This is a genomic window from Methanopyrus sp. (genome assembly GCF_053997775.1).
The window spans coordinates 40,591-65,211 of sequence record NZ_JBMXXF010000034.1; the positions used below are offsets into that span (position 1 = coordinate 40,591).

Annotated in this window: 28 protein-coding genes; 11 read left to right on the top strand and 17 right to left on the bottom strand. The window is 69.4% G+C overall.

The annotated features are described in order from the left end of the window. The first annotated feature begins 8 nt into the window (after positions 1–8). Entirely contained in the window at positions 9–1,685 is a 1,677-nt protein-coding gene (gene tfrA / locus ACXJJV_RS05430; protein WP_456467159.1) for a fumarate reductase (CoM/CoB) subunit TfrA, read from the top strand. A 166-nt stretch (positions 1,686–1,851) separates the two neighbouring features. On the opposite strand, the gene ACXJJV_RS05435 is transcribed toward tfrA, so the two are convergent. From ACXJJV_RS05435 to ACXJJV_RS05450, 4 genes are all read right to left on the bottom strand, one after another. Further along, entirely contained in the window at positions 1,852–2,916 is a 1,065-nt protein-coding gene (locus ACXJJV_RS05435; RefSeq protein ID WP_456467160.1) for a hypothetical protein, read from the bottom strand. 154 nt (positions 2,917–3,070) lie between these two features. Further along, positions 3,071–4,111 carry a hypothetical protein gene (locus ACXJJV_RS05440; RefSeq protein WP_456467161.1) on the bottom strand — a complete coding sequence of 347 codons (1,041 nt, stop codon included), beginning with the start codon at positions 4,109–4,111 and terminating at the stop codon, positions 3,071–3,073. A gap of 71 nt (positions 4,112–4,182) precedes the next feature. Next, on the bottom strand, positions 4,183–5,163 hold the full coding sequence (gene ilvC / locus ACXJJV_RS05445; protein ID WP_456467162.1) for a ketol-acid reductoisomerase: 981 nt from the start codon (positions 5,161–5,163) through the stop codon (positions 4,183–4,185). Between the two features lie 18 nt (positions 5,164–5,181). Further along, positions 5,182–5,466, bottom strand: a complete 285-nt coding sequence (locus ACXJJV_RS05450) for a 50S ribosomal protein L14e (protein ID WP_456467163.1) — start codon at positions 5,464–5,466, stop codon at positions 5,182–5,184. 25 nt (positions 5,467–5,491) lie between these two features. On the opposite strand from ACXJJV_RS05450, the gene ACXJJV_RS05455 reads away from it, so the two are divergent. Beyond that, positions 5,492–6,982, top strand: a complete 1,491-nt coding sequence (locus ACXJJV_RS05455; RefSeq protein ID WP_456467164.1) for a hypothetical protein — start codon at positions 5,492–5,494, stop codon at positions 6,980–6,982. Beyond that, the gene (locus tag ACXJJV_RS05460; protein WP_456467165.1) at positions 6,954–9,413 is read left to right on the top strand and encodes a DEAD/DEAH box helicase; all 2,460 of its coding nucleotides are present in this window, start codon (positions 6,954–6,956) and stop codon (positions 9,411–9,413) included. Before ACXJJV_RS05455 ends, ACXJJV_RS05460 begins: the two co-directional genes overlap by 29 nt. On the opposite strand, the gene ACXJJV_RS05465 is transcribed toward ACXJJV_RS05460, so the two are convergent. Then, positions 9,400–9,732 (bottom strand): hypothetical protein, encoded by a 333-nt coding sequence (locus ACXJJV_RS05465; protein ID WP_456467166.1) that lies wholly within the window; start codon positions 9,730–9,732, stop codon positions 9,400–9,402. The two genes, ACXJJV_RS05460 and ACXJJV_RS05465, sit on opposite strands and share 14 nt — an antisense overlap. A 30-nt stretch (positions 9,733–9,762) precedes the next feature. Here ACXJJV_RS05465 and ACXJJV_RS05470 point away from each other — a divergent pair, with 30 nt between their 5' ends. After that, on the top strand, positions 9,763–10,638 hold the full coding sequence (locus tag ACXJJV_RS05470) for a coenzyme F420-0:L-glutamate ligase (RefSeq protein ID WP_456467167.1): 876 nt from the start codon (positions 9,763–9,765) through the stop codon (positions 10,636–10,638). Here the strand turns inward: ACXJJV_RS05470 and ACXJJV_RS05475 are convergent. Continuing rightward, positions 10,621–11,226, bottom strand: coding sequence for a TATA-box-binding protein (locus tag ACXJJV_RS05475; RefSeq protein ID WP_456467168.1), 606 nt, complete (start codon positions 11,224–11,226; stop codon positions 10,621–10,623). The two genes, ACXJJV_RS05470 and ACXJJV_RS05475, sit on opposite strands and share 18 nt — an antisense overlap. Continuing rightward, positions 11,204–12,166, bottom strand: coding sequence for an anhydro-N-acetylmuramic acid kinase (locus ACXJJV_RS05480; RefSeq protein WP_456467232.1), 963 nt, complete (start codon positions 12,164–12,166; stop codon positions 11,204–11,206). Before ACXJJV_RS05480 ends, ACXJJV_RS05475 begins: the two co-directional genes overlap by 23 nt. Before the next feature lie 88 nt (positions 12,167–12,254). Between ACXJJV_RS05480 and ACXJJV_RS05485 the strand changes: the two genes are divergently transcribed. From ACXJJV_RS05485 to ACXJJV_RS05500, 4 genes are read left to right on the top strand one after another with little or no spacing between them, the layout of a single operon-like run. After that, positions 12,255–12,734: a 50S ribosomal protein L22 gene (locus ACXJJV_RS05485; RefSeq protein WP_456467169.1), complete on the top strand. Its 480-nt coding sequence runs from the start codon at positions 12,255–12,257 to the stop codon at positions 12,732–12,734. A 19-nt stretch (positions 12,735–12,753) separates the two neighbouring features. Continuing rightward, positions 12,754–13,434, top strand: a complete 681-nt coding sequence (locus ACXJJV_RS05490; protein WP_456467233.1) for a 30S ribosomal protein S3 — start codon at positions 12,754–12,756, stop codon at positions 13,432–13,434. Positions 13,435–13,437: 3 nt separating this feature from the next. Beyond that, on the top strand, positions 13,438–13,671 hold the full coding sequence (gene rpmC, locus ACXJJV_RS05495; RefSeq protein WP_456467170.1) for a 50S ribosomal protein L29: 234 nt from the start codon (positions 13,438–13,440) through the stop codon (positions 13,669–13,671). An 18-nt stretch (positions 13,672–13,689) separates the two neighbouring features. Continuing rightward, the gene (locus ACXJJV_RS05500) at positions 13,690–14,010 is read left to right on the top strand and encodes a translation initiation factor (RefSeq protein WP_456467171.1); all 321 of its coding nucleotides are present in this window, start codon (positions 13,690–13,692) and stop codon (positions 14,008–14,010) included. On the opposite strand, the gene ACXJJV_RS05505 is transcribed toward ACXJJV_RS05500, so the two are convergent. Continuing rightward, the gene (locus ACXJJV_RS05505) at positions 14,007–14,723 is read right to left on the bottom strand and encodes a methyltransferase (protein WP_456467172.1); all 717 of its coding nucleotides are present in this window, start codon (positions 14,721–14,723) and stop codon (positions 14,007–14,009) included. The genes ACXJJV_RS05500 and ACXJJV_RS05505 overlap by 4 nt on opposite strands. Before the next feature lie 94 nt (positions 14,724–14,817). On the opposite strand from ACXJJV_RS05505, the gene ACXJJV_RS05510 reads away from it, so the two are divergent. Further along, on the top strand, positions 14,818–14,967 hold the full coding sequence (locus ACXJJV_RS05510; RefSeq protein ID WP_456467173.1) for a hypothetical protein: 150 nt from the start codon (positions 14,818–14,820) through the stop codon (positions 14,965–14,967). Here the strand turns inward: ACXJJV_RS05510 and ACXJJV_RS05515 are convergent. Further along, positions 14,941–15,684, bottom strand: coding sequence for a slipin family protein (locus tag ACXJJV_RS05515; RefSeq protein WP_456467174.1), 744 nt, complete (start codon positions 15,682–15,684; stop codon positions 14,941–14,943). The genes ACXJJV_RS05510 and ACXJJV_RS05515 overlap by 27 nt on opposite strands. Continuing rightward, positions 15,684–16,127, bottom strand: coding sequence for an NfeD family protein (locus ACXJJV_RS05520; RefSeq protein ID WP_456467234.1), 444 nt, complete (start codon positions 16,125–16,127; stop codon positions 15,684–15,686). Before ACXJJV_RS05520 ends, ACXJJV_RS05515 begins: the two co-directional genes overlap by 1 nt. Before the next feature lie 55 nt (positions 16,128–16,182). Here ACXJJV_RS05520 and ACXJJV_RS05525 point away from each other — a divergent pair, with 55 nt between their 5' ends. Continuing rightward, the gene (locus ACXJJV_RS05525; protein ID WP_456467175.1) at positions 16,183–17,490 is read left to right on the top strand and encodes an FAD-dependent oxidoreductase; all 1,308 of its coding nucleotides are present in this window, start codon (positions 16,183–16,185) and stop codon (positions 17,488–17,490) included. Here the strand turns inward: ACXJJV_RS05525 and metG are convergent. From metG to hisB, 5 genes are read right to left on the bottom strand one after another with little or no spacing between them, the layout of a single operon-like run. Then, positions 17,487–19,145, bottom strand: coding sequence for a methionine--tRNA ligase (gene metG / locus ACXJJV_RS05530; RefSeq protein WP_456467176.1), 1,659 nt, complete (start codon positions 19,143–19,145; stop codon positions 17,487–17,489). The two genes, ACXJJV_RS05525 and metG, sit on opposite strands and share 4 nt — an antisense overlap. A 12-nt stretch (positions 19,146–19,157) precedes the next feature. After that, the gene (locus ACXJJV_RS05535) at positions 19,158–19,772 is read right to left on the bottom strand and encodes a hypothetical protein (RefSeq protein ID WP_456467177.1); all 615 of its coding nucleotides are present in this window, start codon (positions 19,770–19,772) and stop codon (positions 19,158–19,160) included. A 2-nt stretch (positions 19,773–19,774) separates the two neighbouring features. Next, positions 19,775–20,668 (bottom strand): hypothetical protein, encoded by an 894-nt coding sequence (locus tag ACXJJV_RS05540; protein ID WP_456467178.1) that lies wholly within the window; start codon positions 20,666–20,668, stop codon positions 19,775–19,777. Continuing rightward, positions 20,637–21,605 (bottom strand): glycosyltransferase family 28 protein, encoded by a 969-nt coding sequence (locus tag ACXJJV_RS05545; protein ID WP_456467179.1) that lies wholly within the window; start codon positions 21,603–21,605, stop codon positions 20,637–20,639. Before ACXJJV_RS05545 ends, ACXJJV_RS05540 begins: the two co-directional genes overlap by 32 nt. Next, positions 21,598–22,197, bottom strand: a complete 600-nt coding sequence (hisB, locus tag ACXJJV_RS05550) for an imidazoleglycerol-phosphate dehydratase HisB (protein ID WP_456467180.1) — start codon at positions 22,195–22,197, stop codon at positions 21,598–21,600. Before hisB ends, ACXJJV_RS05545 begins: the two co-directional genes overlap by 8 nt. Before the next feature lie 383 nt (positions 22,198–22,580). Here hisB and ACXJJV_RS05555 point away from each other — a divergent pair, with 383 nt between their 5' ends. Next, positions 22,581–23,378, top strand: a complete 798-nt coding sequence (locus ACXJJV_RS05555) for a hypothetical protein (protein ID WP_456467181.1) — start codon at positions 22,581–22,583, stop codon at positions 23,376–23,378. On the opposite strand, the gene ACXJJV_RS05560 is transcribed toward ACXJJV_RS05555, so the two are convergent. Together ACXJJV_RS05560 and ACXJJV_RS05565 are read right to left on the bottom strand one after the other, a co-directional pair. Next, the gene (locus tag ACXJJV_RS05560; protein WP_456467182.1) at positions 23,369–24,292 is read right to left on the bottom strand and encodes a transcription initiation factor IIB; all 924 of its coding nucleotides are present in this window, start codon (positions 24,290–24,292) and stop codon (positions 23,369–23,371) included. The genes ACXJJV_RS05555 and ACXJJV_RS05560 overlap by 10 nt on opposite strands. Before the next feature lie 15 nt (positions 24,293–24,307). Further along, entirely contained in the window at positions 24,308–24,595 is a 288-nt protein-coding gene (locus tag ACXJJV_RS05565) for an H/ACA ribonucleoprotein complex subunit GAR1 (RefSeq protein ID WP_456467183.1), read from the bottom strand. Between the last annotated feature and the right edge of the window lie 26 nt (positions 24,596–24,621).

Consider the following 24,621-nt stretch of genomic DNA (forward strand, 5'->3'; position numbering starts at 1 on the left):
GTGATACCGTGGAACGGATCGAGTGCGACGTCCTGGTGCTCGGCGGGGGCGGGGCCGCCCTCCGGGCCGCGATCGAGGCCGCCCATCACGACCTGAACGTCGTCCTCGTCTCCAAGGGCCCCCTGGGCCGCAGCGGCTGCACCGTCATGGCCGAAGGAGGGTACAACGCCGTCCTCCGCACCGCCTCCCCCGACGACACCCTCGACCTGCACTTCCGGGACACCGTCGAGGGCGGCGCCTACCTCAACGACCAACGCCTCGTCGAGATCCTCGTCCGAGAGGCCCCCGACCGACTCCTCGACCTGGAGCGGTACGGGGCCGTCTTCACCCGACGCGAGGACGGCACCCTCGCCCAGCGCCCCTTCGGCGGCCAATCCCGACCCCGCACGTGCTACGCCGGCGACCGCACCGGCCACGAGATCACCATGGCCCTCCTCGACGAGCTGCGCCGCCTGGACCGCGTGCGCACGCTCGAGCACGTAATGGCCTACCGGCTGATCACGGACGACGAGGGACGCGTGCTCGGCGCCCTGTGCGTGGACCTCGACCGCGAGGAGGAGCTCACCGTCCTCGCCCACGCCACCATCCTCGCCACCGGGGGCGCCGGACAGCTCTACCCGATCACCACCAATCCCGCGTACAAGACCGGCGACGGGTACGCCATGGCCCTGCACGCGGGCTGCCCCCTCATCGACATGGAGATGGTCCAGTTCCACCCCACCGGCATGGTGCACCCCGAGAGCGCCCGAGGCATCCTCGTCAACGAGGCCGTCCGCGGCGAGGGCGGCCGCCTGTACAACGCGGACGGCGAGCGCTTCATGAAACGGTACGACCCCGACCGCATGGAACTCGCGACCCGCGACGTCGTGGCCCGGGCCATCTACCGCGAGATCCGCGAGGGCCGCGGGACCGAGCACGGTGGGGTGTACCTGGACGTCACCCACCTCCCCGACGAGGTCATCGAAACCAAGCTCGAGACCACCCTCCGCCAGTTCCTCCGCTACGGGGTTGACATCCGAAAGGAGCCGATGGAGGTCGCCCCCACCGCCCACCACTTCATGGGCGGCGTCCCCATCAACGAGCGCGCCGAGACCCCGCTCCCCCGCCTCTTCGCCTGCGGCGAGGTCACCGGCGGCGTCCACGGGGCCAACCGGCTGGGCGGCAACGCCCTGGCCGACACCCAGGTGTTCGGCCGCCGCGCCGGCCTGCACGCGGCCCAACTCGCCCTCAAACTCCGACGACGCGGCGAGCGCCCCCGCGTCCCGGCATCCCGACTAACCGACCCCGAGCTGGACCCATGGACGCACGTGGGCGAGGAGGATCCCCTGGAACTCCGGCGCGAGCTCCGACGAGTCATGTGGCGACACGTGGGGCTGGAACGCTCCGAGCGGGGACTCAAGCGGGCCATCCAGCGCCTCAACGAGCTCCAGGACCGGGTGAACGAGCTCGGCGTCGACGACGGACCCGGCCTGAGGATCGCCCTGGAGACGGTGAACATGATCCAGGTCGGCCTGGCCGTGGCCCGATCGGCCCTCTTCCGTCGCGAGAGCCGGGGCGCCCACTACCGCACGGACTACCCGAACCGGGACGACGAGAACTGGCTCAAACACACGGTGTACCGACCGGACGGACGGCTGGAGACCCGCCCGGTCGACCTCCGGCGGCTCGACCCACGCTCCGGCTAAGGGTACAGCGGGGAGGTAGGCGCGCGGGGTCATCGGTCGGCCCGCCGGCCCACTCCCCCGCGCGTTGTGGCCCGGCGGAGCCCACGCGGGCTCATCCCCGGAGCCTCCGCGTCACCCGCGCCGGTTGGACCGGGCCGACACCCACGTACCGCGCGAACGTAAGAAATCACCGCCCGACCGACCCCAACGCGCACCGCGCGTACACCCACGACGACGTCAGGAAACTGTACACGATCGCCCCGTCCAACAGCCCCTTCGCCAACCAAAGCGGCACGCGCACGGGCGGCTCGGGCGGCCTCGGAACGAACAGCTCGTGCACCGGGTAAAACCGACCATCCTCCGCGTTGAAGTATCCACGCTCCGAGTAAACGTACAGGCCCGAGGCGACTAGGAACAGGAGGCCCGAGGACAGCAGCAGCGCCCCCAACCGATCGGACTCTAGACAGGCCGCCGCGCAGCTCACCGACCAGTAATTCGGGTTGACCACCTTGGAGAACGCCAACAGGGCCGCACCGATCGCGCACGCGCGACGCTCGGGCCGCCCCGGAAGGACCAGGGGCCCGAGCACCGACGCGACCAACAGCGCCACCGGCACCCCATCGGGCGGGGGAAGCAGCGTCCAAATGGAGCAGTTCTGAGGCGGCCTGTCCACCTGAAACAGCACCACGTTCCTCAGGAACGACCGTCCGTCGACCACCAGGTACGGTGACAGGATGACCAACGCCGTGAACCCGAAGACCGCCACCGACCGCCACCGGCGCAGGAACGGAAGGGCCACCACCCCGGCCGTGGGCTTCATGCAGAACGCTAGCGCCGCCAACGCGCCACCCACCCACCGACCACTCCAACGAACCGCCGCCAGGGCCAGGGCGACGGAGATCGGATCCAACTGCCAGAACGCGCACGAGTAAACCGAGGAGAGCGCGATCACGAGCAGTCCCGACTCACCCACCCCCACCCGCCGCGCGCAGTAGAGGCAGGCCAGCGCCCCGACCCACACGGGCAGCTTCCACAGAACCCGGAACCGCCAGTCCCACGGGTCCAACCCCAGCAGAACGTGCCCTACGTACCAGACGAGGGTGGGAAGCAGGGACCCGAGCGGCGGGTAGTGCACGTCCGTCCTGGCGTAGCACGTCAGCGGGTGAGACGCGATTACCGGGCACCACCGCATCCACTTCTCGTAGTCCGGGGCGTACACGACCGTCAGTACCCACCACAGCAGTCCCGGCATCCCTCCACCTCCGGGGTCCGCAGCTCGTGCCCTCCTCATCGGCCACCCGCTCGGAGAAGGCCAGACTCTTCATCCCCGTTTCGGTGCCACAATCGTTACGGAATGATTAACGATTCGCCCAACGAAAGTGGGTGGGGAAGGGGCGTGAGGGGGCTTACAGGTACTTCACGACCGGCGAGGCCAGCGTCGTCAGCAGCTGGTCCAGCGCCCTGACGATCGGCGCCGTGATCTGCGCCGCCTGCGCCACGCCCTTGTCCGCCAGGTAGCCCACCACCGTCGTGACCGCCGGCACCGCCAGACCGGCGGCGCTCGCGGTCGTGATCACCGCGCTGCCGCCCAGGTTCAGCTGCTCACCCAGGTCCACGATCACGTCCTTCGTCGTCGCCACGCCGCCCATGTACGCCGCCAGCGTGACGATCGGTGCCAGCATCGTGCCCACGTCCAGCATGGTCAGCGTGTTCACGTACTGCTTGTGGTCCATCGCCCAGCCGGCCAGTAGGTCGGTCAGCAGCGCCACCGCCGGCATTGCACCGGCGACGACGTCCGTCTCCAGGTACTCCCTAATGCCGAGGCTGTCCAGCGTGCTCACGATCGTGTCCTTCAGTCCCAGCCCCGCCACGCTGTCGATCGTGCCGCTGATCTGGTACCCACTCAGCGCGTCCAGGGCCACGAGCGCCACCGGCGCCAGCAGCAGGTCCTTGATCGCCGCGCCGGCCAGGTGCACCGGCTTGGCCGTCGGCGCGGCGGTCGGCGCCACCACCTCGACGGTCACCTCCTTCGTCGCGGTGCCGCCCTGGATGCCGTACTGCGGCAGGTCCGGGAACCGCGCGGTCACCGTGACCGTGTGCTTGCCCGGGCCCAGGGTCAGGGTCGCAGTCACCGTCCGCGTGTCACCGATCCGGTACGGTGGGTTGATGTTGGTCGTGTACGCCGTCTGACCGTCCACCGCGAAGGTGACCGTGGTTTTCGTGCGCTTGATCGTGTACGGGTAGTTACCCGTCCACGAGATGACCGCGGTTACGTTAACGGGAGCCGCCTTCTGACCCTGCTTGAGCTGGACCTTGGCGGGCGCCTGGACCGACTTGATCACCGGCTTGATGGTGTACTTGGCACCGTACGTCTTTGCCTCCGCGGCCCCGGCGCCCATCAGGGCGCCCGCCAGGGCCACCATGAGGGCGAGGAGCACGCGCCTCATTCGGGCCGTCCCCCCGGTCCCCGCGAGCCCGCTGGGCTTATTTTACCTTTTTGGGAAGCGTGGGCCGATGACTAGTCCTCGAACCCCATCATCTTCCTTAGCCTCCGTCCCACCCGCTCGATTTCGTGGTCCTTGATCTCCTCTCTCAATCTCCGTAGTACAATCCGCCCCGACTCGTTCTCCATGGTCCACTCCCGGGCGAACTTGCCGGTCTGGATCTCCTCCAGCACCTTCTTCATTTCCTCCTTGTTGATGATCCGCTTCCCTCTCGTAAGTCCCCCGTACTCCGCGGTGTTGGAGACGGCCTCCAGCATCCCGGAGAGGCCTCGCTCGTGGATCAGGTCCACGATGAGCTTCAGCTCGTGCAGCGTCTCAAAGTAGGCCACCTCCGGCTGGTACCCGGCCTCCACGAGCGTCTCGAACGCGTACAGGATGAGGTACAGGACCCCGCCCACCAGGTCGACCTGCTCGCCGAACAGGTCCGTCTCCACCTCCTCCCGGAACGTGGTCTCGATCACGCCCGCGCGGGTGAACCCCATGGCCTTGGCCATGGCCAGGGCGAGGTCCTTCGCCCTGCCCGTGTAGTCCTGGTGCACCGCGATCAGCGCGGGGGTTCCGAACCCCTCCGTGTACAGCTTGCGCACCATGTGACCCGGGCCCTTGGGAGCCACGAGGATCACGTCCACGTACTCGGGCGGCTCGATGAGCCCGTAGTGCACGTTGAACGCGTGGCTGAAGCCCAGCGCGTCCCCCTCGTCCAGGTGATCGTGGATCTGCTCCCGGTACACCCGGGGCTGGACCTCGTCGGGGATCAGGATGTGCACGACGTCGCCCTGCTCGGCCGCCTCCGGGATCGGCAGGACCTCGAACCCGTCCTCCCGCGCCCGCTTCCAGGACGGGCCGCCCTCGCGCACCCCGATGATCACGTCCACGCCCGAGTCCCGCAGGTTCTTGGCCTGCGCCTCGCCCTGGTTCCCGTACCCGATCACCGCGACCGTCCGTCCCTCCAGCACGTCCAGCGAGGCGTCCTCGTCCCCGTAGATCTTGGCCAAGGCGCCCGCCCCTCGCCCCTACTCGGACTTGACGATGCCCTCCCGAACCAGCTCCGCCAGCCCGGCCTCCTCCAGCGCCTCCTTCACCTCCTCGTCCGACGCGCCCCGCTCGATGTCGATCTTCTCCGGCGTCGGCTCCAGGTGCTTCACGTTGCACCGCCGACGCCGAACGCCGGTGAGCTCTTTCGGCCCGGTTACGATGACGAAATTCTCATCTATGATGTCCACCACGACGCAGTACCTGCCCGCCTCCCGACCGGCGGTCTTCACGCAGATGCGTCCCACCTCGATCGGCGCCGCCATCCTCAGCGTCCCCCGGGGGTCTCGGTTGGTTCGAGTCGACAGGTCGCCGTGGCTGGCCCTCGTAGCCTGTTTAACAACGTTGTTGGCCTACCTCGCGTACGCCGGGTACGAGTCCGCGGTCCACGCCCCGGGACCGGAGGCGGCCCGAAAGGCCGAGCTGCACTACCTGATCTGCGCCGCCCTGGCCGCGTGCGCGGTCCGGCTCACCCCAGGCTACTCGTCCCTGCACCTCCTGCTCAGCTGCGCGTGGAGAAGGAAACCGCGCCCCCTACCCGCCGGACCCTGGCTGACCTGGCAGGCGACGAAGGTGGCCCTGCTCACCGCCCTGCTGCAGGGGTTCCCCTCCGTACCCGCGCTGAAATGGCTCGCCTCGGGCCACCCCGCCCGCGCGATCCTCGCCCTGGGGATCCTGATCGGCCCGGTGTTCAAGGTGCGGGCCGCCATGCTCCTCCTCTCCCGCCTGGCCGGCGCCGCGCTGGACGTGCAGGAGTACCTGGCCGACCGGGAGCTGCTGGAGTCCGCGGCGATCTCGCACGGCCTGCGCCTCGCGGCCATCACCCTCCTCATCGCCTCGCTGACCCTGCTCACGTACCCGATCCTTTCCCTGTACATGCTCCCCCTCCTGGCCTACCTCCTGCTCCTCGGACTCTACCTGTGGCGACAGTCCCGGCTTCCCTGGCGCGAGTACCGGCAGCTGAGCGGGCTGATCGACCGCGCGAAGCTGGGACTGCTCGTGGCCGTGGCCCTGCTCCCCCTGATCCCGACCCTGGACCTGACGACCGGACTCCCCACCGAGCTCACGGTCCGCGCCTGGGCGACGCTGACCGGCGAGCGCCTCCTGCACCCGAGCGCCGTCCGGCTCGAGCCGGCCGCGTACGTGACCCCGGAGGTCCTGCACCTTAACTCGTCCCGCTACCTCCTGGCCTGGAGCGTGTCGGGAGACAGGCTGTGGATGGTCGTGATCGACGAGCACGGCCGGGGTCGGCTGATCGACCCCAGGTCCGGCCGGGTGCAGGGGATCGTCAGCGTGCCCACCCACTCCATCGAGCGTCGGGAGAGCGCGCTCCGGTACGCCTTCCCGTACCTGCGCCCGGGGTCCCCGGTGCTGAAGGACGGCCGGGTGCGGGTCAGCGCGTGGATCGTGACCGACGTCTGGCTTCCCTTCCTCGGGTTTCGGCTGGTGAGGCCCGTCTCCGGGGACCCCGCCCTCCCCGGCGAGGGGTGGGACCTCTCCTGGTACCCGGCCCGCTGGAGGGGGCGCGTCGTGCCCGTCCACGTCCCGATCCAAACCCTGGTGATCCCCGTCCTGGAGATCCCGGGTCGGGCCCTGATCCAGCTGCCCCCGCCCCTCTCCCTGCGCCTGTGGCTCCACTCGCCCGGGCTCATCCGCGTGGACCGGGGAGCGGTGCTCCTGATCAAGCCCAAATACCGGCCCGACGGCACGGTGGAGCGCCTGGTCACGGTCAGGGTGAAGGGGAGGAGCGTCGGTGAGCGCGGCCGTCTTCCTCGAGCGTAAGGGGGACCGCCTGCGGATCGCGCTGGTCGACGGGGATCCCAGGGACGGGGCGGAGATCGAACGGGAGGCGCTGCTGGAGCTCGACCCGGACGGCCGCCCGGTCCGGGGGATCCTCGACGGGGAACCTACCCCGCCGGATCGCGTCCTCGAGCTAATCCGGTCCTCGGACGCCGTCCTGGCGCGTGAGGGGCTGGACGAGCTCGCCGAGCGCCTGCTGGGGGCCCGGGTGGACCGGGTGAATCTCTGCCGTCGTTGTCTGGCCTCGGACCGGATCACGGTGCTCGACGACGGGTACCGATTCGGCGACGTGCGCGTCTGCCGGGAGTGCGCCCGGGAGATCCTGGAGGAGGAGCTGCGGTTCCGGGTCCCCGGGTTCTCTCAGACGCTGCTGGAGCGCCTGGAGAGGCTCCTGGACCGGGTTCGGGACGTGGACCGCGTGATCGAGATGGTGGATCCCTCCTTCGACCCCGCCCGGGAGGAGGACAAGACCCGATGGTCCGTGGTGGAAGCGGAGGAGGGGGAGGAGCGGCTACCCATCTCCAAGGTGGACGCCCCGCCCCGGCTGATCCGGCTGCTGAGGGAGCAGGGGTACCGGGAGCTGACCCCGGTCCAGACCAAGTGCGTGCGCGCCGGGCTGCTGGAGGGGGAGAACCTGCTGGTCGTGTCGCCCACCGGGTCGGGCAAGACCCTGGTCGCCGAGCTGGCCGGCCTCACCCGGGTCCTGGAGGAAGGGAGGAAGATGGTCTACCTGGTCCCGCTCGTGGCGCTCGCCAACCAGAAGTTCCGAGAGTTCCGCCGGAAGTACGGGGAGCGGCTGAACCTCGGCGTCAGGCTCCAGGTGGGCGCGACCCGGCTGAAGGAGTTCTCGCGCCCGGAGCGGGGTCCGGACCCGGACGAGGCGGACATCATCGTGGGCACGTACGAGGGGTTCGACCTGCTCCTGCGCACCCGGGCGCTCGACCCCGACGAGATCGGCGTGGTGGTCATCGACGAGGTTCACACCCTGAGGGACGAGGACCGGGGCCCGCGGTTGGACGGACTCATCTGCCGCCTGAAGTCCCTGACCGACGCGCAGCTGCTGGGACTGTCGGCCACGGTGGGGAACCCCGAGGAGCTGGCGGAGTACCTGGACGCGCGCCCGGTGATCCACGACAAGCGACCCGTGCCGCTGGAGTACCACCTCGTGATCAACCAGGATCGACGGCAGAAGTGGGACCGCATCGCCCGGCTCGTGGAGGCGGAGTGGGAGACGGAGTACTCAACCGGGTACCGGGGTCAGACGATCGTGTTCACCCACTCGCGCCGGAACACGCACCGGCTGGCCGACTTCCTCCGGGAGCGAACGGGGCTGGACGTCGCCCCCTACCACGCGGGCCTGCCCTACGACCGGCGTAAGTCGACCGAACGGGCCTTCGAGCGGGGCGAGCTGGCGGCCGTCGTCACGACCGCGGCCCTCGGTGCGGGCGTCGACTTCCCCGCCTCTCAGGTGATCTTCGAGAGCCTGGCCATGGGGATCGAGTGGCTCACGCCGATGGAGTTCCAGCAGATGGCCGGCCGGGCGGGGAGGCCCGGGTACCACGACCGCGGGAAGGTCGTCCTGATGGTGGAACCGGGGCGCCGGTACCACGCGGGTCAGGAGGACACGGAGGACAAGGTCGCCTTCCGACTGCTCGAATCGGAGCCGGAGCCCGTGGAGGTCGAGTACGACGACGAGGACGAGCGCGAGCAGGTGCTGGCCCACGTGACCAGCGGGGCCGCCTCCTCCCCCGAGGAGCTCCGCCGGCTGTGCTCCGAGTCCCTCGGATTCGCCGGGGATCCGGAGCGTCGGCTCCGAGAGCTCCGGGAGCTCGGGTTCGTGAAGGGATTCCGACCGACGCGGCGGGGCTGGGTGGCCGTCCGCTACTTCATCGGCCCGCGCACGGTGCACCGGCTCGTCGAGTCGGAGTCCGAGGATCCGCTGCGGGCCGTGGCGGAGGTGCGACCGTTCGAGCGGTTGCAGCTCTCGCCTTCCCTCCGGCGCGCGGTCGAGCGGGTCACCCGGATGTCCGTCCCCGCCCGGTTCGAGGACGCGCTGGAGGTGATTCACTCGGAGCGTCGGGAGGTCTTCGAGCACCTGCCGAAGAAGGAGCGGGACCGGCTGGTGCGGCTCATCCGGGCGGTGGACTGCGGGTGCGACGCGTTCCCGCACTGCGAGCACGTGCCGGCCCGCGCGTCGCACCTGGTGCTGAAGGAGCGGCTGGAGGGTCGGTCGGTCTTCGCCCTACCGAGGGAGCTGGAGCGGCGGTACGGGCTGACGGCGTACCCGACCGACGTCGCCGGGTGGCTGGAGGAGGTGATCAGGCTCCTGGAGTGCGCGGCCGAGATCGCGGAGGAGCCGGGGATGAGGGCGGCGGCGGAGGCCCTGGCCGATCCCTGGTCTACCCACCGCTGAGCTCATCGAGCGCGCGGCGCGCGAGCTCCGCCACCCGGCGCCCGCGGACGGTGAACTCCCCCTCCGCCCCCACGCCGGCCGCCTCGACCTCAACCCGTGCCTCCACGGCCTTCTCCTTCACCTCACCCTCCACGCTCACGGAGTACCGACCCTTCGCGTCGTCGACCGTCACCCGGTACGAGTCTCCCTCCAGTCCGACTTGAACCTCCGCGTTCCTGGCGAGGTCGATGAGAATCAACACGGCCTGCTCTAGCGCCTGCAGGGCGAGTCGGAGGAGGTTCTCCGGGGTTAGGTACCGTTTCGCCAGCCGGTCCAGCACGGGTGCGCCTCCCCCGGGCGGTGGTGACCCGTGGCGAGGGTGACCGACTACAGGCTGATCCCGGTCAGGGATAAGTACTGGAGAGTGGGCTCCGGCGCGTTGAGGAACGCGTTGACGGCCCTGGAGGGGGTCGAGCTGCGGGACGGGGACGTTCTGCTCGTCTCGGAGAAGGCGGTCGCCGTGGCCGAGGGGGAGCTGATCGACGAGCGTGAGTACGAGCCCGGGCTGCTCGCGAGGCTGCTGGTGCTCCTGTGGATGCGGATCGCGTGGGGGTGGGTGCTGGGTCCGCTACTGGGCCCGCTGATGGACCCGCCGCTGCGTCGGGAGACCGTGAGGAACCTCCGCCGGTACCCCAAGCGTGAGGGCGCGAGGCACAAGCAGATGATCCTGGAGGAGTTCGGGCTGATTCACGCGCTGGAGCCCGTGTCGGAGGCCGGGTGCGACGTGGGGAACGTGCCGGGGTACTACGCCGCCCCCGTCCCGGCCTCGGCCGAGCGGTTCGCCCGGCGGCTGCGGGAGCGGCTGCGGCGGGAGCGCGGGGTGAACGTGTCCGTCGTCGTGGGCGACACGGACAAGACGTACGAGCTCTTCGGCGTGCTCTTCACCACGATCGCCCGGGCGCACCCGGAGATAGTCTCCGGGACGGGCATCCTGGGGTTCCTGATCGGTCGGCTGCTGGCCCGAACCCTGGGTCCCACGCCCGTGGCCATCGCGGGGGACGTGAGCGTCCGAGAGGCCATCCGGCTCCTGGACGCGGCCGAGCGCGTGCGCACGAAGGGCGCCGGCCGCACGGTCTACGACGCGCTGGAGAAGGTAGGGGACCCGGGGCGCCTGGACGAGGATTTCCTGGACCGGTTCGAGCACGTGCCGATCGTCGTGGCCCGGCCACTACCCCGTGAGCCTTAGCCCGTACTTCTCAATCTTCTCCGCGACCTTTCGGGCGGCCCTCTCCGGCTCGTCCTCGGTCTTCGCCCCCGTGCACACCGCCTTGCCCGAGTAAAACAGGAGCATCGCCACCTTGGGCTCCTTCAGCCGCAGCACCAGCCCCGGGAACTGCTCCGGCTCGTACTCGATCCCCACCACATCCTCATCCTCCGTGAGCACCTCCGCGATCATGTCCAGGTCCAGCGGGACGTTGAAGTCGATGGAGGCCACGATGTTCTGGACCTCCACCTCCGGCTCGCCCTCGAACTCCACCCCGCACTTCTTGCTCAGATCCTCCCGAACCCGCTCCACGCTCTCGTAGATCTGCTCCCGGGTCTTCGCCCCCGTGCACACCATCTTGCCCGACCGGAAGATGAGCACCACCGTCCCGATGTCCTCCAGCCGGTACACCAGCCCCGGGAACTGCTCCGGCTCGTACTCGCCCTGCAGGATCACGGAGCACTCGTCCAGGTTCACCTCGCCCTTCAGATCCACCGAGGCCACGATGTTCTGAATCTCCACCTCCGGCTCGACCTTCTCCGACTCCTCAACCTTCTCCAATTCCGCCATCCCGGCTCCCCCCACAGGGTAGCGCGGGAACGGACTCACCCTCCAGGAACCTCAACCCCAGCAGGCACAGCCCCCGCGCCTCCAACTCCTCGCCCGCGAAGACGGCCACCTCGCCTTCCCACAGCTCCGACACCCTCCGTCTTAAAAGTTCATTTTTAACACCACCGCCCGAGAGCACCAGCGTCCCCTCCCCGCACCGCCCCGCGTTCTCCACGATCGTCTCCGCCACCAGCTCGGTCACCGTCCGCAGCGCATCCTCCGGCCGCCCCTCGAACCCCGAGAGCACGGGCCTCAGCAGCCGCTCCTGCTCCGGCGGGACGACCCCGAGGCTGCCCTTGACTGGACCGAACACCGGCTGACCGTCCGACTCCAACCCCTCCAGCTCCCGCCGCAGCCCCTCGTCCACCCGGCCCTGGGCCGCGATCCGGCCTCCCTTGTCGTACTCCCTTCCGAGCAGCTCCCGCGCCGCCAGATCGATCGGAAAGGTCCCCGGGCACACGACCGCGTCCCCGAAGTCCGGCTCGCCGCCCCGGATCGGCGTCACGACCGCCATCGCACCCACGTCCACGTGCACGCAGTCCGGGTACTCCTCCGCCACGCAGTACGGCGCGCCCACGGCGTCCCCGTCCGGGGCCCCCCACGGGTCCCCGTACACCGCCAGCGTCGGCACGCCCGTCCGCTCGTGAACCATCGGGCCCAGGATCAGCCCCAGCTCGTCCACGATCGTGCCCAGGACGACCAGGTCGGGCCCCACCTCCCTCACCCTCCGAACCACCCGAGGCGCGATCTCCCGCCGCAGCGCGCGCCGACTCCTCTCCAGCGGGAACACGCACGAGATCCGCCCGAAGACCCCCTCTTCCCGGGCCACGATCCGCCACTCGCCCCGCTCGTTCATCAGGCAGTAGTCCGTGCCCGTGTTCCCCAGCTGCACGCCCAGCACCCGGACCAAGCGCGCCGGCCCCCTTCCCGATGACGATTTAAGAGCAGCGAGGCCCGGGCCGGGGTTCGGAAACGGGGGCGGGATCGCGTTGGTGCGCACGAAGAAGTGGCATTACTCGATTCCACCGGAGGAACTGGACGAGGACCGCACCGCCAAGGCGTTCATCCGCGAACTAAGGATCTCCCCCAAGCACGCCCGCGAGATCTGCCGGGCCCTCCGGGGCAAGTCCCTCGACGAGGCCAAGGAGTTCCTGAAGCGCGTGATCCGGAAGGAGGAGGCGGTGCCCTTCCGCAAGCACAAGAAGAAGGTCCCCCACCGGCGCCAGATCCGGCCCGGATGGGACGCCGGTAGGTTCCCCCAGAAGGCCGCCCGGGAGATCCTGCGCGTGCTGGAGCACGCCGAGGCCAACGCCGAGCAGAAGGGGCTGGACACGGACCGCCTCTACATAAAGCACATAGCGGCGCACAAGGGCCGCGTGATCCGCGGCTGGATCCCGCGGGCCTTCGGGCGCGCGACCCCGTTCAACACGCCGACCACGCACATCGAGGTCATCCTGGAGGAGCGCTAGGGGGCCGCCCACCGTGGTCATGTACGGAGAGAACGTCCCCGTGCACAAGAAATTCGTGCAGTACGGCCTGCTTAAGACCGAGCTGGACGAGTACCTGGAGCAGGAGCTCGACCGCGCCGGCTACGGCGGCATGCGGCTCCAGCGCGTACCGAACGCGACCAAGATCATCGTGTACGTCGAGCGACCCGCCATCGCCATCGGCCGCCGCGGCCGCAACATCCGCCGCATCGAGGAGGAGGTGCAGGAGGAGTTCCCGCTCCTCGGCCGCGTCACGATCGAGGTCAAGGAGATCCCGACCCCCGAGCTCAACCCCCGCGTCGTCGCCCGACGACTCGCCTCCGCGATCGAGCGCGGCATCCACTTCCGTCGCGCCGCCTACGGGGCCCTGAGGAGAATCATGAACGCCGGCGCCAAGGGCGCGCTCATCAAGCTCTCCGGCAAGCTGATCGGCGCCCGGGCCCGAACGGAGAAGTTCATGGACGGGGTGGTCAAGTACTGCGGCGAGCCCGGCGATGAGTACATGATCGAGGGCTACGTCCAGGCCATCACCAAGCCGGGCGCCATCGGCGTCACCGTGAAGATCATGCCACCCGACGTGGAGCTACCGGACGAGATCGAGGTCAAGCCGCCGGAGGAGGTGGAGGACCAGCTGAAGGAGCTCGTCGGCGAGTCGGAGGAGCCCGAGGAGGGGGAGGGGTAAACCGTGGGCAAGTACAAGCTGCACCCGGACGACATCCGCGAAATGTCCCCCGAGGAGCGCCGCGAGAAGCTCCAGGAGCTCAAGGCCGAACTCCTCCGCGAGATGACGTCCAAGTCCGTCGCCGGCGTCCCGGAGAATCCCGGAAGGGTAAGAGAAATAAAGAGGAACATCGCCAGGATACTGACGATAGAGCGCGAGGAGGAACTCAAGAAGATCCGAGAGGCCGAAAAACGCTGAGGGGCAGGCCCCGTAAAGATGCAGGATGAAGACATCTGCCCCGTTTGCGGCCTCCCAAAGGAACTTTGCGTTTGTGAAGAGGTCTCCAAGGAGACCGTCGAGAAGATCAAAATCTACACCGAGCAGGTTCGCCCCGGCAAGATCGTCACCATCATCGAAGGCCTCGACGACACCGACGTTGACCTCCAGGAGCTGGCGAGCAAGCTGAAGAAGGAGTGCGCCTGCGGCGGCACGGCGAAGGAAGGCAAGATCATCCTCCAGGGCGACCACCGAAACAAGGTCAGGGAGTACCTGATCAAGAAGGAAGGGTTCCCCGAGGACACCATCGAAGTCTCCTAACCCGAGTCCAACCTGAGCCCGGCCAAGAACGCCCTCCTCCCCGAGACCTTCTTGGGAAAGGCCACCCCCACCCTCACCCTGAACCCCTCCTTCTCCAGGAACCTACCCCTAATTCTGCACACGACCAGCTGATGACGCACCGAGCCCTCGGCGCGCTTCAGCTCCCTCTTCAGCCAACCCTTACCCCGCTCGAGCCGCACGCCCAATTCGTCCTCGATGACCCGCGGGCTGGCCCGACCGTAACAGCACGGCACGACCAACACGACGCGCGCCCCGAGCTCCCGGGCCAGCTCCAACATCCTGTCCGTCAACGTGCCGCAGAGGTGCAGCCCCACCACCACGTCCGCCCGATCCACGCCCAACCCTACCCGGCCCGAGACCACCTCGTGCAGGTCCCACGTCTCGAACCGGAGGTTGCCCGCACCGACCGACTCCAGGTACCCCTCCAGGACCGGCCACGACCGGAACTCCCGCACGTCGAACCCCACCACCTCACACGACGGGCACGACAGCGCGAGCGCCGCGGTCAGCGCCCCGCGCCCGCACCCGGCGTCCACGATCACGTCCCCGGGCCGGATCCACGTGCACAGCAGCTCCAGCAACCGTCCCACCTGCTCCCGCTTCCGAAACGCGTCCCGGGCCGAGCTGGGAAACGCCTCCCGGGGCAGGTACAACCGCTCCCTTTCCAGGGGGCCCCGGTACGTGACCTCCACGGATCACCCCCCGGAGCCCGAGCACCTAATCGGCAAAAAGTTCAGGGTCGTACGCGCCCGGTCCCGACCCCACCACGGGATCCGCGGCCGAATCTTGGGCTTCACCCGGAACTGCCTGGTCTACGGGGACCGGTCGGACCAGAAGCTGCTGCCGCTGGAGGGGGTCATACTTGAGGTGGAGCTGGAGCGGGGCCGAACGAGGATCGCGGGCGACTGGCTACTCCGACTCCTTCAAGACCCGTAGCAGCTCGATCGGCACCGGCATGACCAGCGTGACGTTTTCCTCCGACGCCACCTCCGACAGCGTCTGCAGGACTCTCAGCAAGCCCGGATCCACGCCCAGCCGCTCGGCCGCCGCCTTCAGATCCTCCGCGGCCTGCCGCTCGGCCCTCGCCTGGATGATGCGGGCCCGCCGATCCCGCTCCGCCTCTGCCTGCCGGGCCATCGCCCGCCGCATCTCCTCGGGCAGCACCACGTCCCGGATCTCCACGTCCACGATCCGAACGCCCCAGTCCCGCGTCTTCTCGTCGATGATCCCCTTGATCCGCTCGCTCAGCTCCTCCCGCTTCGCCAGCACCTCGTCCAGCTCCACCTCGCCCAGCACCGATCTCAGGGTCGTCTGGGCCAGGTTGAACACCGCGCTCTCGTAATCGCCCACGTTGAGCACCGCCTGAGCCGGGTCGACCACCCGGTAGTAGATCACCGCGTCCACCTTGATCGGCACGTTATCCCGGGTGATCACCTCCTGCGGTGGGATCTCCCGGGTGACCACCCGCAGGTCCACCCGGATCATCCGATCGATCACCGGCACGATCAGGTTCAGTCCCGGCGGCCGGGTACCGACGTACCGACCCAGCCTCAGGACCACGCCGCGCTCGTACTCGTTCACCACCCGAACGGACGAGGCGAACAGCAGCAGCGCCGCCCCGATCCCGACCGCCAGCCACGTCCACCAGACCATTAGACGTCCTCCCTGCGGTGGGATCGTCCCGATTTGACCGGTTCCACCTCCAACCGGCTGCCCAGCACCCTTTTCACCACGACCCGATCGCCCTCGGTGAGCTCCACCTCGGACACGACGTCCCAGACCTCACCATCCACCTCCACCCGGGGCGGATCCTCCGAGATGACCACGCCCTCCTCGCCCACCAGCTGCCTCGCGTCCCGGGGTCCGACTCCTGACCGCCGGGCCCGGGTCTCGCGCCGGAGCACACCCCAGACCTGCATCGCCAGGACCAGCGCCCCGGGCGGCCCCGTGACGAGGAGCAGCCGGTGATCCTTGAGCCAGCTGCCCAGCCACAGGAGCGCGACCCCGATCACGGAGACGACGCCGGTGTTGGCCAGGAAGTCCGCCGCGATCATCGCGGCTCCCAAGGTCATAAGGAGGAGTGGGACCTGCGTCATGTCCAAGGACCCACTCCCCGGGTGAATCCGTGAGAGAGGCCGGGTGGGGAGGTCGGTGGACGTTATCGTGGGCGCCGGTCCGGCCGGCAGGACGTGCGCGCTGGTGCTGAGTAAGGCCGGTAAAAAGGTGTTACTAATTGATCGTAAGGGTAGGAAGGGCGTCGGAGGGAAGTGCCTGAACGAGGCGTGCACGGTGGTGGGGGCCCTCATCGAGGTCGCGCGGCTAGTGGCGTGGTCCCGGCTCGGCATCCCTGGGATCGAGCTGTCGGTGGAGGTGGACTACCGGGAGCTCGCCCGGGGACTGAGGAGGGCGCTGTCCCGGGTGAGGTCTCGTCTGATCCGGGAGCTCCGGGAGGCCGGCGTGGAGCTGACTCGCGGTGAGGTCGAGCGGGTGGAGGAGGGTCCGGCGGTCGTCGTGGACGGGGACCGCGTGGAGGCGGAGCACGTGTTCCTGGCGACCGGCTCGCGGCCCCGGGTGCCGGACGTGGAGGGCGTGGACCTGGACGGCGTGGTGACGTACCGGGACCTACTGAGCCTCGACCTGCCCGGTGAGGTCTGCGTGGTCGGGGGCGGTCCCACGGCGCTGGAGCTCGCGTTCGTGCTGGCGGCGCTCGGGGCCGAGGTCACGCTGGTGTACCGGTCGAGGCTCCTCCCCGGATATCCTAGGAGAGTGGTCCGCGAGGCGCTCCGGGACCTGGAGCTCGTGGGCGTTGAGGTGGTGCGCGGGGGAGGGTTGAGGAAGATCCGCGAGACGAGCAGCGGGCTGGAGTGCGAGTTCGAGCACGGGTTCACGGTCTCGGACGTCGTGCTCCTGGGGACCGGGCTGCGGCCGAACTCCGAGGTGGCGGTCCGCTCCGGCATCCGGGTGAACGAGGACGGGGCCGTCGTGGTGGACGAGCGCATGAGGACCTCGCGACCGGGCGTGTACGCGGCGGGCGACGTCACCGGCCCGCCGTACCTGACCCCGGTGGCCCGGTACGAGGGTCTGATCGCCGCGCTGAACGCGCTCGGACACCGGGTTCGACGCGGTCACCCGCCGATGCCGAGGGTCGTGAGGCTCCTCCGGGACATCGGTCGAACCGAGGTGAGAACGGCCTGGGAGGGCCACCGAGAGGCCCCGGCCGGGGGACCGTCCTTCTGGCTCTTCGCCCGGGGGCTCGGGGGGCTGCTGCTGGGTAGAAGGAGGGGGGAGCGGACGGAGCTGTTCACGGTGGGCCCGCACGCGTCGGCGTTCCTGCACTACGCCGACCTCGCCCTGAGCGAGGGGCCGCGCCGGCTCGAGGTGATAGAGGTGCACCCGACGACCGATCCGCTCATCCACCTGGTGAAGGAGCTCGCGCTGCGGGAGATCCTCGGCGACTAGTCCTCCGGCAGCAGCTCCTTGGCCCGCTCCAGCTCCTCCTCCGTCACCTTCGGGAACACGGGCTCCGGCCGCGGGATCGGGCCGGCCCGCACGTCACGGAGGGCCTCCTCCCACCCCCGATCGTGAACGGAGTCCTCGTACCCCAGGCCGCGCCACAGCCTGTCCGCGCTCCTCGGCAGGAACGGGGCCAGCATCACGGCCAGCGCCTTCACGATCCGCGCGCAGCCCTTCAGGACGCGCTCGCACTCCTCGGGATCCTCCTTCCTCAGGTTCCACGGCTCCCGGTCCTGGAAGTACTCGTTCCCGAAGCCGGACAGGTCCAGGACCGCGTACAGGGCCTGCCTGAACCGGAAGCGCTCCAGCAGCTCGGTCACCCGCTCGTGGTACCTCTCGATTGCCTCCACGACCTCCCCCTCCGCCTCCACGTCAGGGATCTCGCCGTCCAGGAACCGGTGGATGAACGAGAGGGTACGGTACGCGAAGTTGCCCAGGTTGGCGATCAGCTCGTTGTTGATCTTGTCTCGGAACTCGTCCCAGGAGAAGTCCGCGTCCTTCGTCAACGGGCTCATCGTGATCAGGTAGTACCGCAGGTAGTCCGCCGGGAACAGCTCCACGAAGTCGCGGACCCAGACGACCCAGCCTCGGCTCGTGCTCATCTTCCGTCCCTCGAGGGTCAGGTACTCCCCCGCCACGACCGTGTGGGGTAGGTTCGCCCCCACCCCCATCAGCATGGCCGGCCAGAACAGGACGTGGTGCACGATAATGTCCTTGCCGATGAAGTGGACGATCTTGGTGCCCTCATCGAACCAGTACTCCCGCCAGTCGCAGCCCTCCCGCTCGCAGTACTGCTTCGTGAACGTGACGTACCCGATGGGGGCGTCGAACCACACGTAAAACACCTTGTCCTCGTACCCCTCGAGCGGGATGGGCACACCCCAGTCGAGGTCCCGGGTGATGTCCCAGTCCCGGAGCCCCTCCTTGAGCCACTCCAGCGCGTAGTTCCGCACGTTCCTGGGCAGGTCCTCGTTACCCTCGATCCACTCCCTGAGGTCCTCCTCGAACTCGCTGAGCTTGAAGAACAGGTGCCGGGTCCTCCGCACCTCCGGCTCCGACCCGCAGATCACGCACCGGGGCTCCTCCAGCTGCGTGGGCTCCAGGTGCCGACCGCACGCCTCGCAGTGATCGCCCCGCGCCCCCTCGGCGCCGCAGTACGGGCACCGACCCTCCACGTACCGGTCCGGCAGGGGGCGCTCGCACTCGGGGCAGTACAGCTGCTCCACCTCCCGCTCCTCGATGTAGCCCCGCTCGTACAGCCGCTCGAAGAACCAGTGGGTCATTCGCACGTGCTCCTCGTTGAACTCCCGGCACGTGCACGAGAACTCGTCGAACTCGATGTCCAGCCGCTTCAGGTCCTCCTCGATCCGCCGATGGTACTTCCGCACGATCTCCTCCGGGCGCTTACCCTCCAGCTCGGCCTGCAGGGCGATCGGGACCCCGTGATTGTCCGTGCCGCCCACGTGGATCGCGTCCACGCCGCGCATCTTGAGGAACCGGGTGTACACGTCCGCGGGCAGGTAGGTGCTGCGCACGTGACCAATGTGCAGGGGACCGTTGGTGTAGGCGAGGGCCGTCGTCACCAGGACCCGCTCGCCCATCCCTGCACCCCCTTACAGCACGTAGCCCCACTTCACCGGGGTCACGTTGGCCATCGATATCGGCTTCAAATTCTCCGCCTGAAGCACCCCGGTGACCGCGTACGCGACCGGGTACTCGTCGTCCAGCGACGCCACCTCAAACGCGTAGATAGACCCACGCCGCTCCGCCCGGAACACCGCCAGGATCGCCGGCGCCCGCTCCAGCCTACGGGCCACGACCCGCGGGTCCACCGCCGGGTTCCGGACCTTCACCTCCACGATGTACGCGTTCACCCGGTCGAGGAAGACCGCCGGGGCCTTACCCAGCCCCTCGCGGCGCAGAGACTGACTGAGCAGCTGGCCCAACTCCCACTTGGACATGGGTCGCGGGAGCCGCACGATAACGCACGCCTCCACGGCGGAGGGCGCGGTCCTGACCCCTCCCACCCGGACCACGTACGGGGCGCGCAGCAGCGCCCGACGCACCTCCCCCGGCTTCAACCCCGGCTTCAGGTTGCACACGACCACGTGGTAACAGGCTACCTGGGCCCCCTTGTGCAGGGCGATCCACTGGTAGGACAGCACTCCGGAGAGCGCTCCCACCAGCCCGGCCGCTAGCACCACGACCGCCACCTTCGCGGCCCGCACGGTCACAACCCCCTGCCCACCGCCAGCGCCATGAGCGCCGACAGAGCGGCCGCCCAGGCGACGGAGTTCGGGGCCACCGGGGCCGCCAGGTACCACAGTGACCGTACCACCGCCTGAATCAGCATCGGGGTCAACCCCACCGCCACGGCACCGGGGAACCCGCGCCAGCCGCCCGCCCCCGGGCCCAACGCCCAGACCAGGTAGAGACCCAGTCCGATCACCATCGGCTTGCACATGAAGCCACCGTCAACCGCCCCGAGCACGGTGAGGAACCCTGCCAGCGAGAGCAGGAGCGGTTCCAGCACCGTACCCCTCCGAGCCCGCACGCTCAACGGGTGAAGGAGGGCCAGGACGAGGTAAGCCAGCCCCGTGGCCAGCGCTAGGGTCACGGCCAGGTACCACGGGACGTACTTCGCGAGCACCGAACCGTAGTGGTACTTGGTGCGCACGTGATCCAGCGCCCACCGCAGGAGCTTGCCCACGCACGCCTTCAGCGCGTGCGTGTGCGTGAGCGACGTCGTCTCACCCACCGACCCGCCGCCCGTCACGATGACGAGCGTGCCCGCCTTCAGCCGGTACGGGGTGTGCAGCTGAATCGCCAGCTGCCCCACGTACGGGAGGGATGGGACGAGCGCCACCACCGCGCCCGCCATCCGATCCCCGACCTCAACCGGCGCCCGTCCCCGGGCCAGCAACAGGCACGCCAGGCCAAGGTGAGCGAGCAGGAGCGCGGGCTTCGCCTCCGTGGAACCCGTCAGCACCGGGTAGAAGAACTCCCGCACCACCGCGTCGAGCGGCGTGTCCGTGAGCACCAAAACGGCCGCGAGCCCCAGCAGCGCCGCGCCCGCCACCCGAAGGCACCGGTCAGCGCTCCACCTCCGCCAGGATCCGGTCAACGGCCTCCTCCCCACCGCGCACCAGCCACCGGCCCTCGGGACGCTCCGCCACGCTCACGGGATCCACCTCTACCGCCTCCTCCAGGCTCAACACCGGTACGCCCGACTCGCGGGCGATCCAGTGACTCAAGTGCCGCGGGTGCCGCTCCCACACCTTCACCGCCCGCCGCCCCACCACGCACGCCTCGATGGTCACCCCGAACCCGCCCGAGAACACGACCACGTCCGCCACCATCATCGCCCCGGGCAGGTCCACGAATCCCTCCACCCGATCGCACCACGACGGCGCGTCCACGCGGAACGGCACCACGAGCGGCTCATGCTCGGACAACCGCTCGAGCAACCGCCGCGCCCCCCGAGTCGTCACGTCCCCACCCAGGCACACCAGCACGCGACCCTCGCACTCCCTCGGAACCGGCCCGGGCACCCGGCCCCGCAGGTGGCGCTCGGCCAGGTACTGGGCCAACGGCGGGCCCGGGATCACCTCCGGTTCCACCCGCACCCGGCGACGCAACCTCCGGGCGAACTCCCGGGAGAACGGCACCAGCACCCGGGAGGCGAACCTCACGGCCTCCACCGGGTTGTACACGTCCATCTCCACGTGCACGGACCTCACGCGCAGCGCCGCGGCCGCCAGCAGCGACTTCCGAGCGTCCCCGGTGTTCCCCGAGGACAACACGACCGACGGGCGATCCCTCGCCATCCTCGCCGCCACCCTCGCCAGATCCACCGCGAAGCCCAGGTACCCGCGCCACCCCTCGCCCCGCCGCGACCGGCCCAGCGTGGGCGCGTCCCGACCCTCCCACCTCAGCACCTCCGCGCCGCGCCCGTGCCCGTACACCCGAACGTCCCATCCCTCCCGCTCCAGCCGCTCGAACACGGGCAGCAGGTTCTTCGCTGGGGAGGGCTCCACCAGCGAGAACGCGCGCCTACCCACGCCCCAGCCTCCCCTTGGTGGACGGCACGCTCTCCCCCACCACCTCCACCGCCTCCCGCAACGCCCGGGCCACCGCCTTGAACATCGCCTCCACCGCGTGATGATCGTTGTCCCAGGCGCGGAACTCCACGTGCATCGTGGTGCCGGAGTGCTCGCAGAGGCTGCGCCAGAAGTGCGGCACGTTCTCCAGCGAGAGGGGCGGCTCCCCGATCCCCGGGCGCGAGGGCCGGAACCCGCTCACCCGGAAGTAGGCCCGACCGGACAGGTCCAGGGCGCAGAGCACCAGGGACCCGTCCATGGGCACCGCCGACCAGGCCATCCGGCGGATGCCCCTCCGATCCCCCAGCGCCTCATCGAGCGCCCGGCCCAGGCAGATGCCCACGTCCTCCACCAGATGATGATCGTCCACCTCCAGGTCCCCCTCGGCCCTCACCTCCAGATCCAGGCCCCCGTGCACCGCCAGCTGCTCCAGCAGGTGGTCGAAGAACGGCAGCCCGGTCTCCACGTCGGCGACCCCGGACCCGTCCAGGTCCACCCTCACACGGACCCGCGTCTCCTCGGTCTCCCTGCGTATCGATCCCGTCCTGCCCATACCCACCACCGCCGAGACCCGGCCCGTTTAAAGGTCGGACGAGGGGATCGCCCCGGGCAGCGGCTTGGAGCGAGCGCTGGCGATCGCGTGCATCCTAATGGGGGCGTTACTCCTCTGGACGTCCCACGGGGCCCCGGAAGAGAAGGTCACGGTCGCGAGCCTGGAGCGGGCGCCGGACGGGACCCTGGTGCTCGTGGACGGAACGGTGGTGGGGCTCACCACCTTAAGAAATGGGTGCCTGGCGCGGGTGAAGGTAAGTGACGGCACGATCCCCGTGTTCCTCACGGAGTCGGCCGCCCGCGCGCGGGTGCCCGCACCCGGGGAGAGGATCCGGGCCCTGGGCCGGGTGGAGTCGTACAAGGACCGGAAGGAGGTGAGGGTGGATGCGTCGGGCTGGCGCGGCGTTGGCGGTCCTGCTGCTGGCCCTGATCCCGCCGTACGTGGTGTACGGGACCCGGCCGGAGGGGCCAGGGTACCCGACGGAGCTCTACGGGTTCCGGGTTAAGCTCGGTGACCCGAGCCTGGCGGTCGTGGACATCGTGCCCCGAAAGACGTTGCTCTGGAAGCACGAGCTGCTGGTCGATCGTCCGGGCTGGTCGGTTCACCTCGTGCCGGACTGGCCACCCGTCGTCCTCGTGCGCGCGGTGAGGATGGACGAGGAAGAACTAACGGTGAGGAACCTGTGGGCGGTCGTCCTGCAGGAGGGCGCCGGGCGCATCTTCATGCCGGATGAGTTCGTGCGCGGGGGCGTGCCCGGGCTCATCACCGGGATCGCGGGTCAGGCGTGGGCGTGGAGGCACCTAAGGTGGGCCCGCAAGTACGGGGTAATCCACGGGCTACGAGGGTACGCGAGGAAGGTGGGTCCCGAGCGGGTGAGCCGGGAGATCCTGAGGGAGTACGGGAGGGAGCCTTGGCGGGCCCTGGTGGACTTCTGCGAGATGATGCGGTGCAGCGACGTGGGGCGCTTCCTGCGGTCCCGGCACCTGTCGTTTCGGGACTTCTTGACCAGTCGGGACCCGAGGTTGGTGGCCGAGGTGCTGACGGTGCTGGACCTGGGCCGCCCGGACCCGCGGGTGGCGAGGGAGAGGGTCCGCTACGTGCTGGACGCCCGGGCGTACCCGATCCCGAAAAAGGAGGAGGGGGCGTTGAGGGAGGCGGCGCACCGGCTGCTTCACGGGTGAAGGTCGATGCCCAGGGCCTCGCAGATCTCCTTGTACCGGTTGCGGATGGTGACCTCGGTCACCTTGGCCACCTCGGCGATCTCCCGCTGCGTGCGGCGCTCACCCTCGAGGATGCAGGCGATGTAAAGGGCCGCGGCGGCGATGCCGGCGGGACCCTTGCCCACGGTGATGCCCTTCTCCTTCGCCTTCTCGATGATCTCCTGAGCCTTGGCCTCCACCTCCTCTGAGACGTTCAGCTTGGACGCGAAGCGCGGTAGGTGGTCGGAGGGCTCGGTCGGGCGTTGATGGAGGCCCAGCCGGCGCTGCAGGACCCGGTAGGCGCGGAGGATCTCGTTCTCGTCGGGCATGTTCAGTGCCTCGGCGATCTCCCGGGCCGTGCGCGGGTGCCGCGTGTCCTTGCAGGCGGCGAAGACGGCCGCGCCGAGCACGCTCTCGATCCCGCGCCCGCGCACGATCCCCTTCTCGTACGCCTTCCGGTAGATGGCGGCGGCCCGCTCCTTCGCGGGCTCGGGGAGCTGCAGCTTGGAGGCGAGCACCTCCAGCTCCTGGAACGCCTGCTGGAAGTTGCGCTCCCGGCTGCTGGCGGTCTTGATCCGGTTGTCCCACGTCCTCAGCCGCTGCATGTGGGGGTTCTTGCGACCCGAGGAGTCCCGAAGCTCCCGATCGATGATCGTGGACAGGCCCTTGTCAGGAAGCCGCACCTTGGCAGGTTCCCCGGTCCTGGACCGACGCTGCCGTTGATCGGAGTTGAAGTGCCGCCACTCCGGGCCCGGGTCGATCACGGGCTCCTCGTGCACGAGCCCGCACTTCTCGCAAACGTACTCACCACGCTCCTCGTCGAAGACGATCTCCTGAGACCCGCAGGCCGGGCACACCATCTCCTCAACCCTCTCACCCTCACCAGAATTAGGCATGGCCGGCACACCCCATCACCTGCGCCGGGGTCTCGGTCGCCCGCGCCTCCCCCTTCTCGGGGGCCGGCGGCGGCGTCGGGGCGGAATGAACAGCTCCTGGCCCACGAACCGCTCCAACCGCTCCCGAGACTTGTCCCGGATCGCCACGTACGGGCGGTCGGCGGGCCCGAACACGTCCACGATGATGCCCACACGCTCCCGGCGGCGGGTCACCACGGGCGCGCCCAGCGGCGGCACCTCATCGGCCCGGGCGATCAGGTTGCCCCGCGGGGTCACGTGAAGGGCCTTCCCGAGCCTGCGCATGGCGACACCGCCTCCATACCGTACGT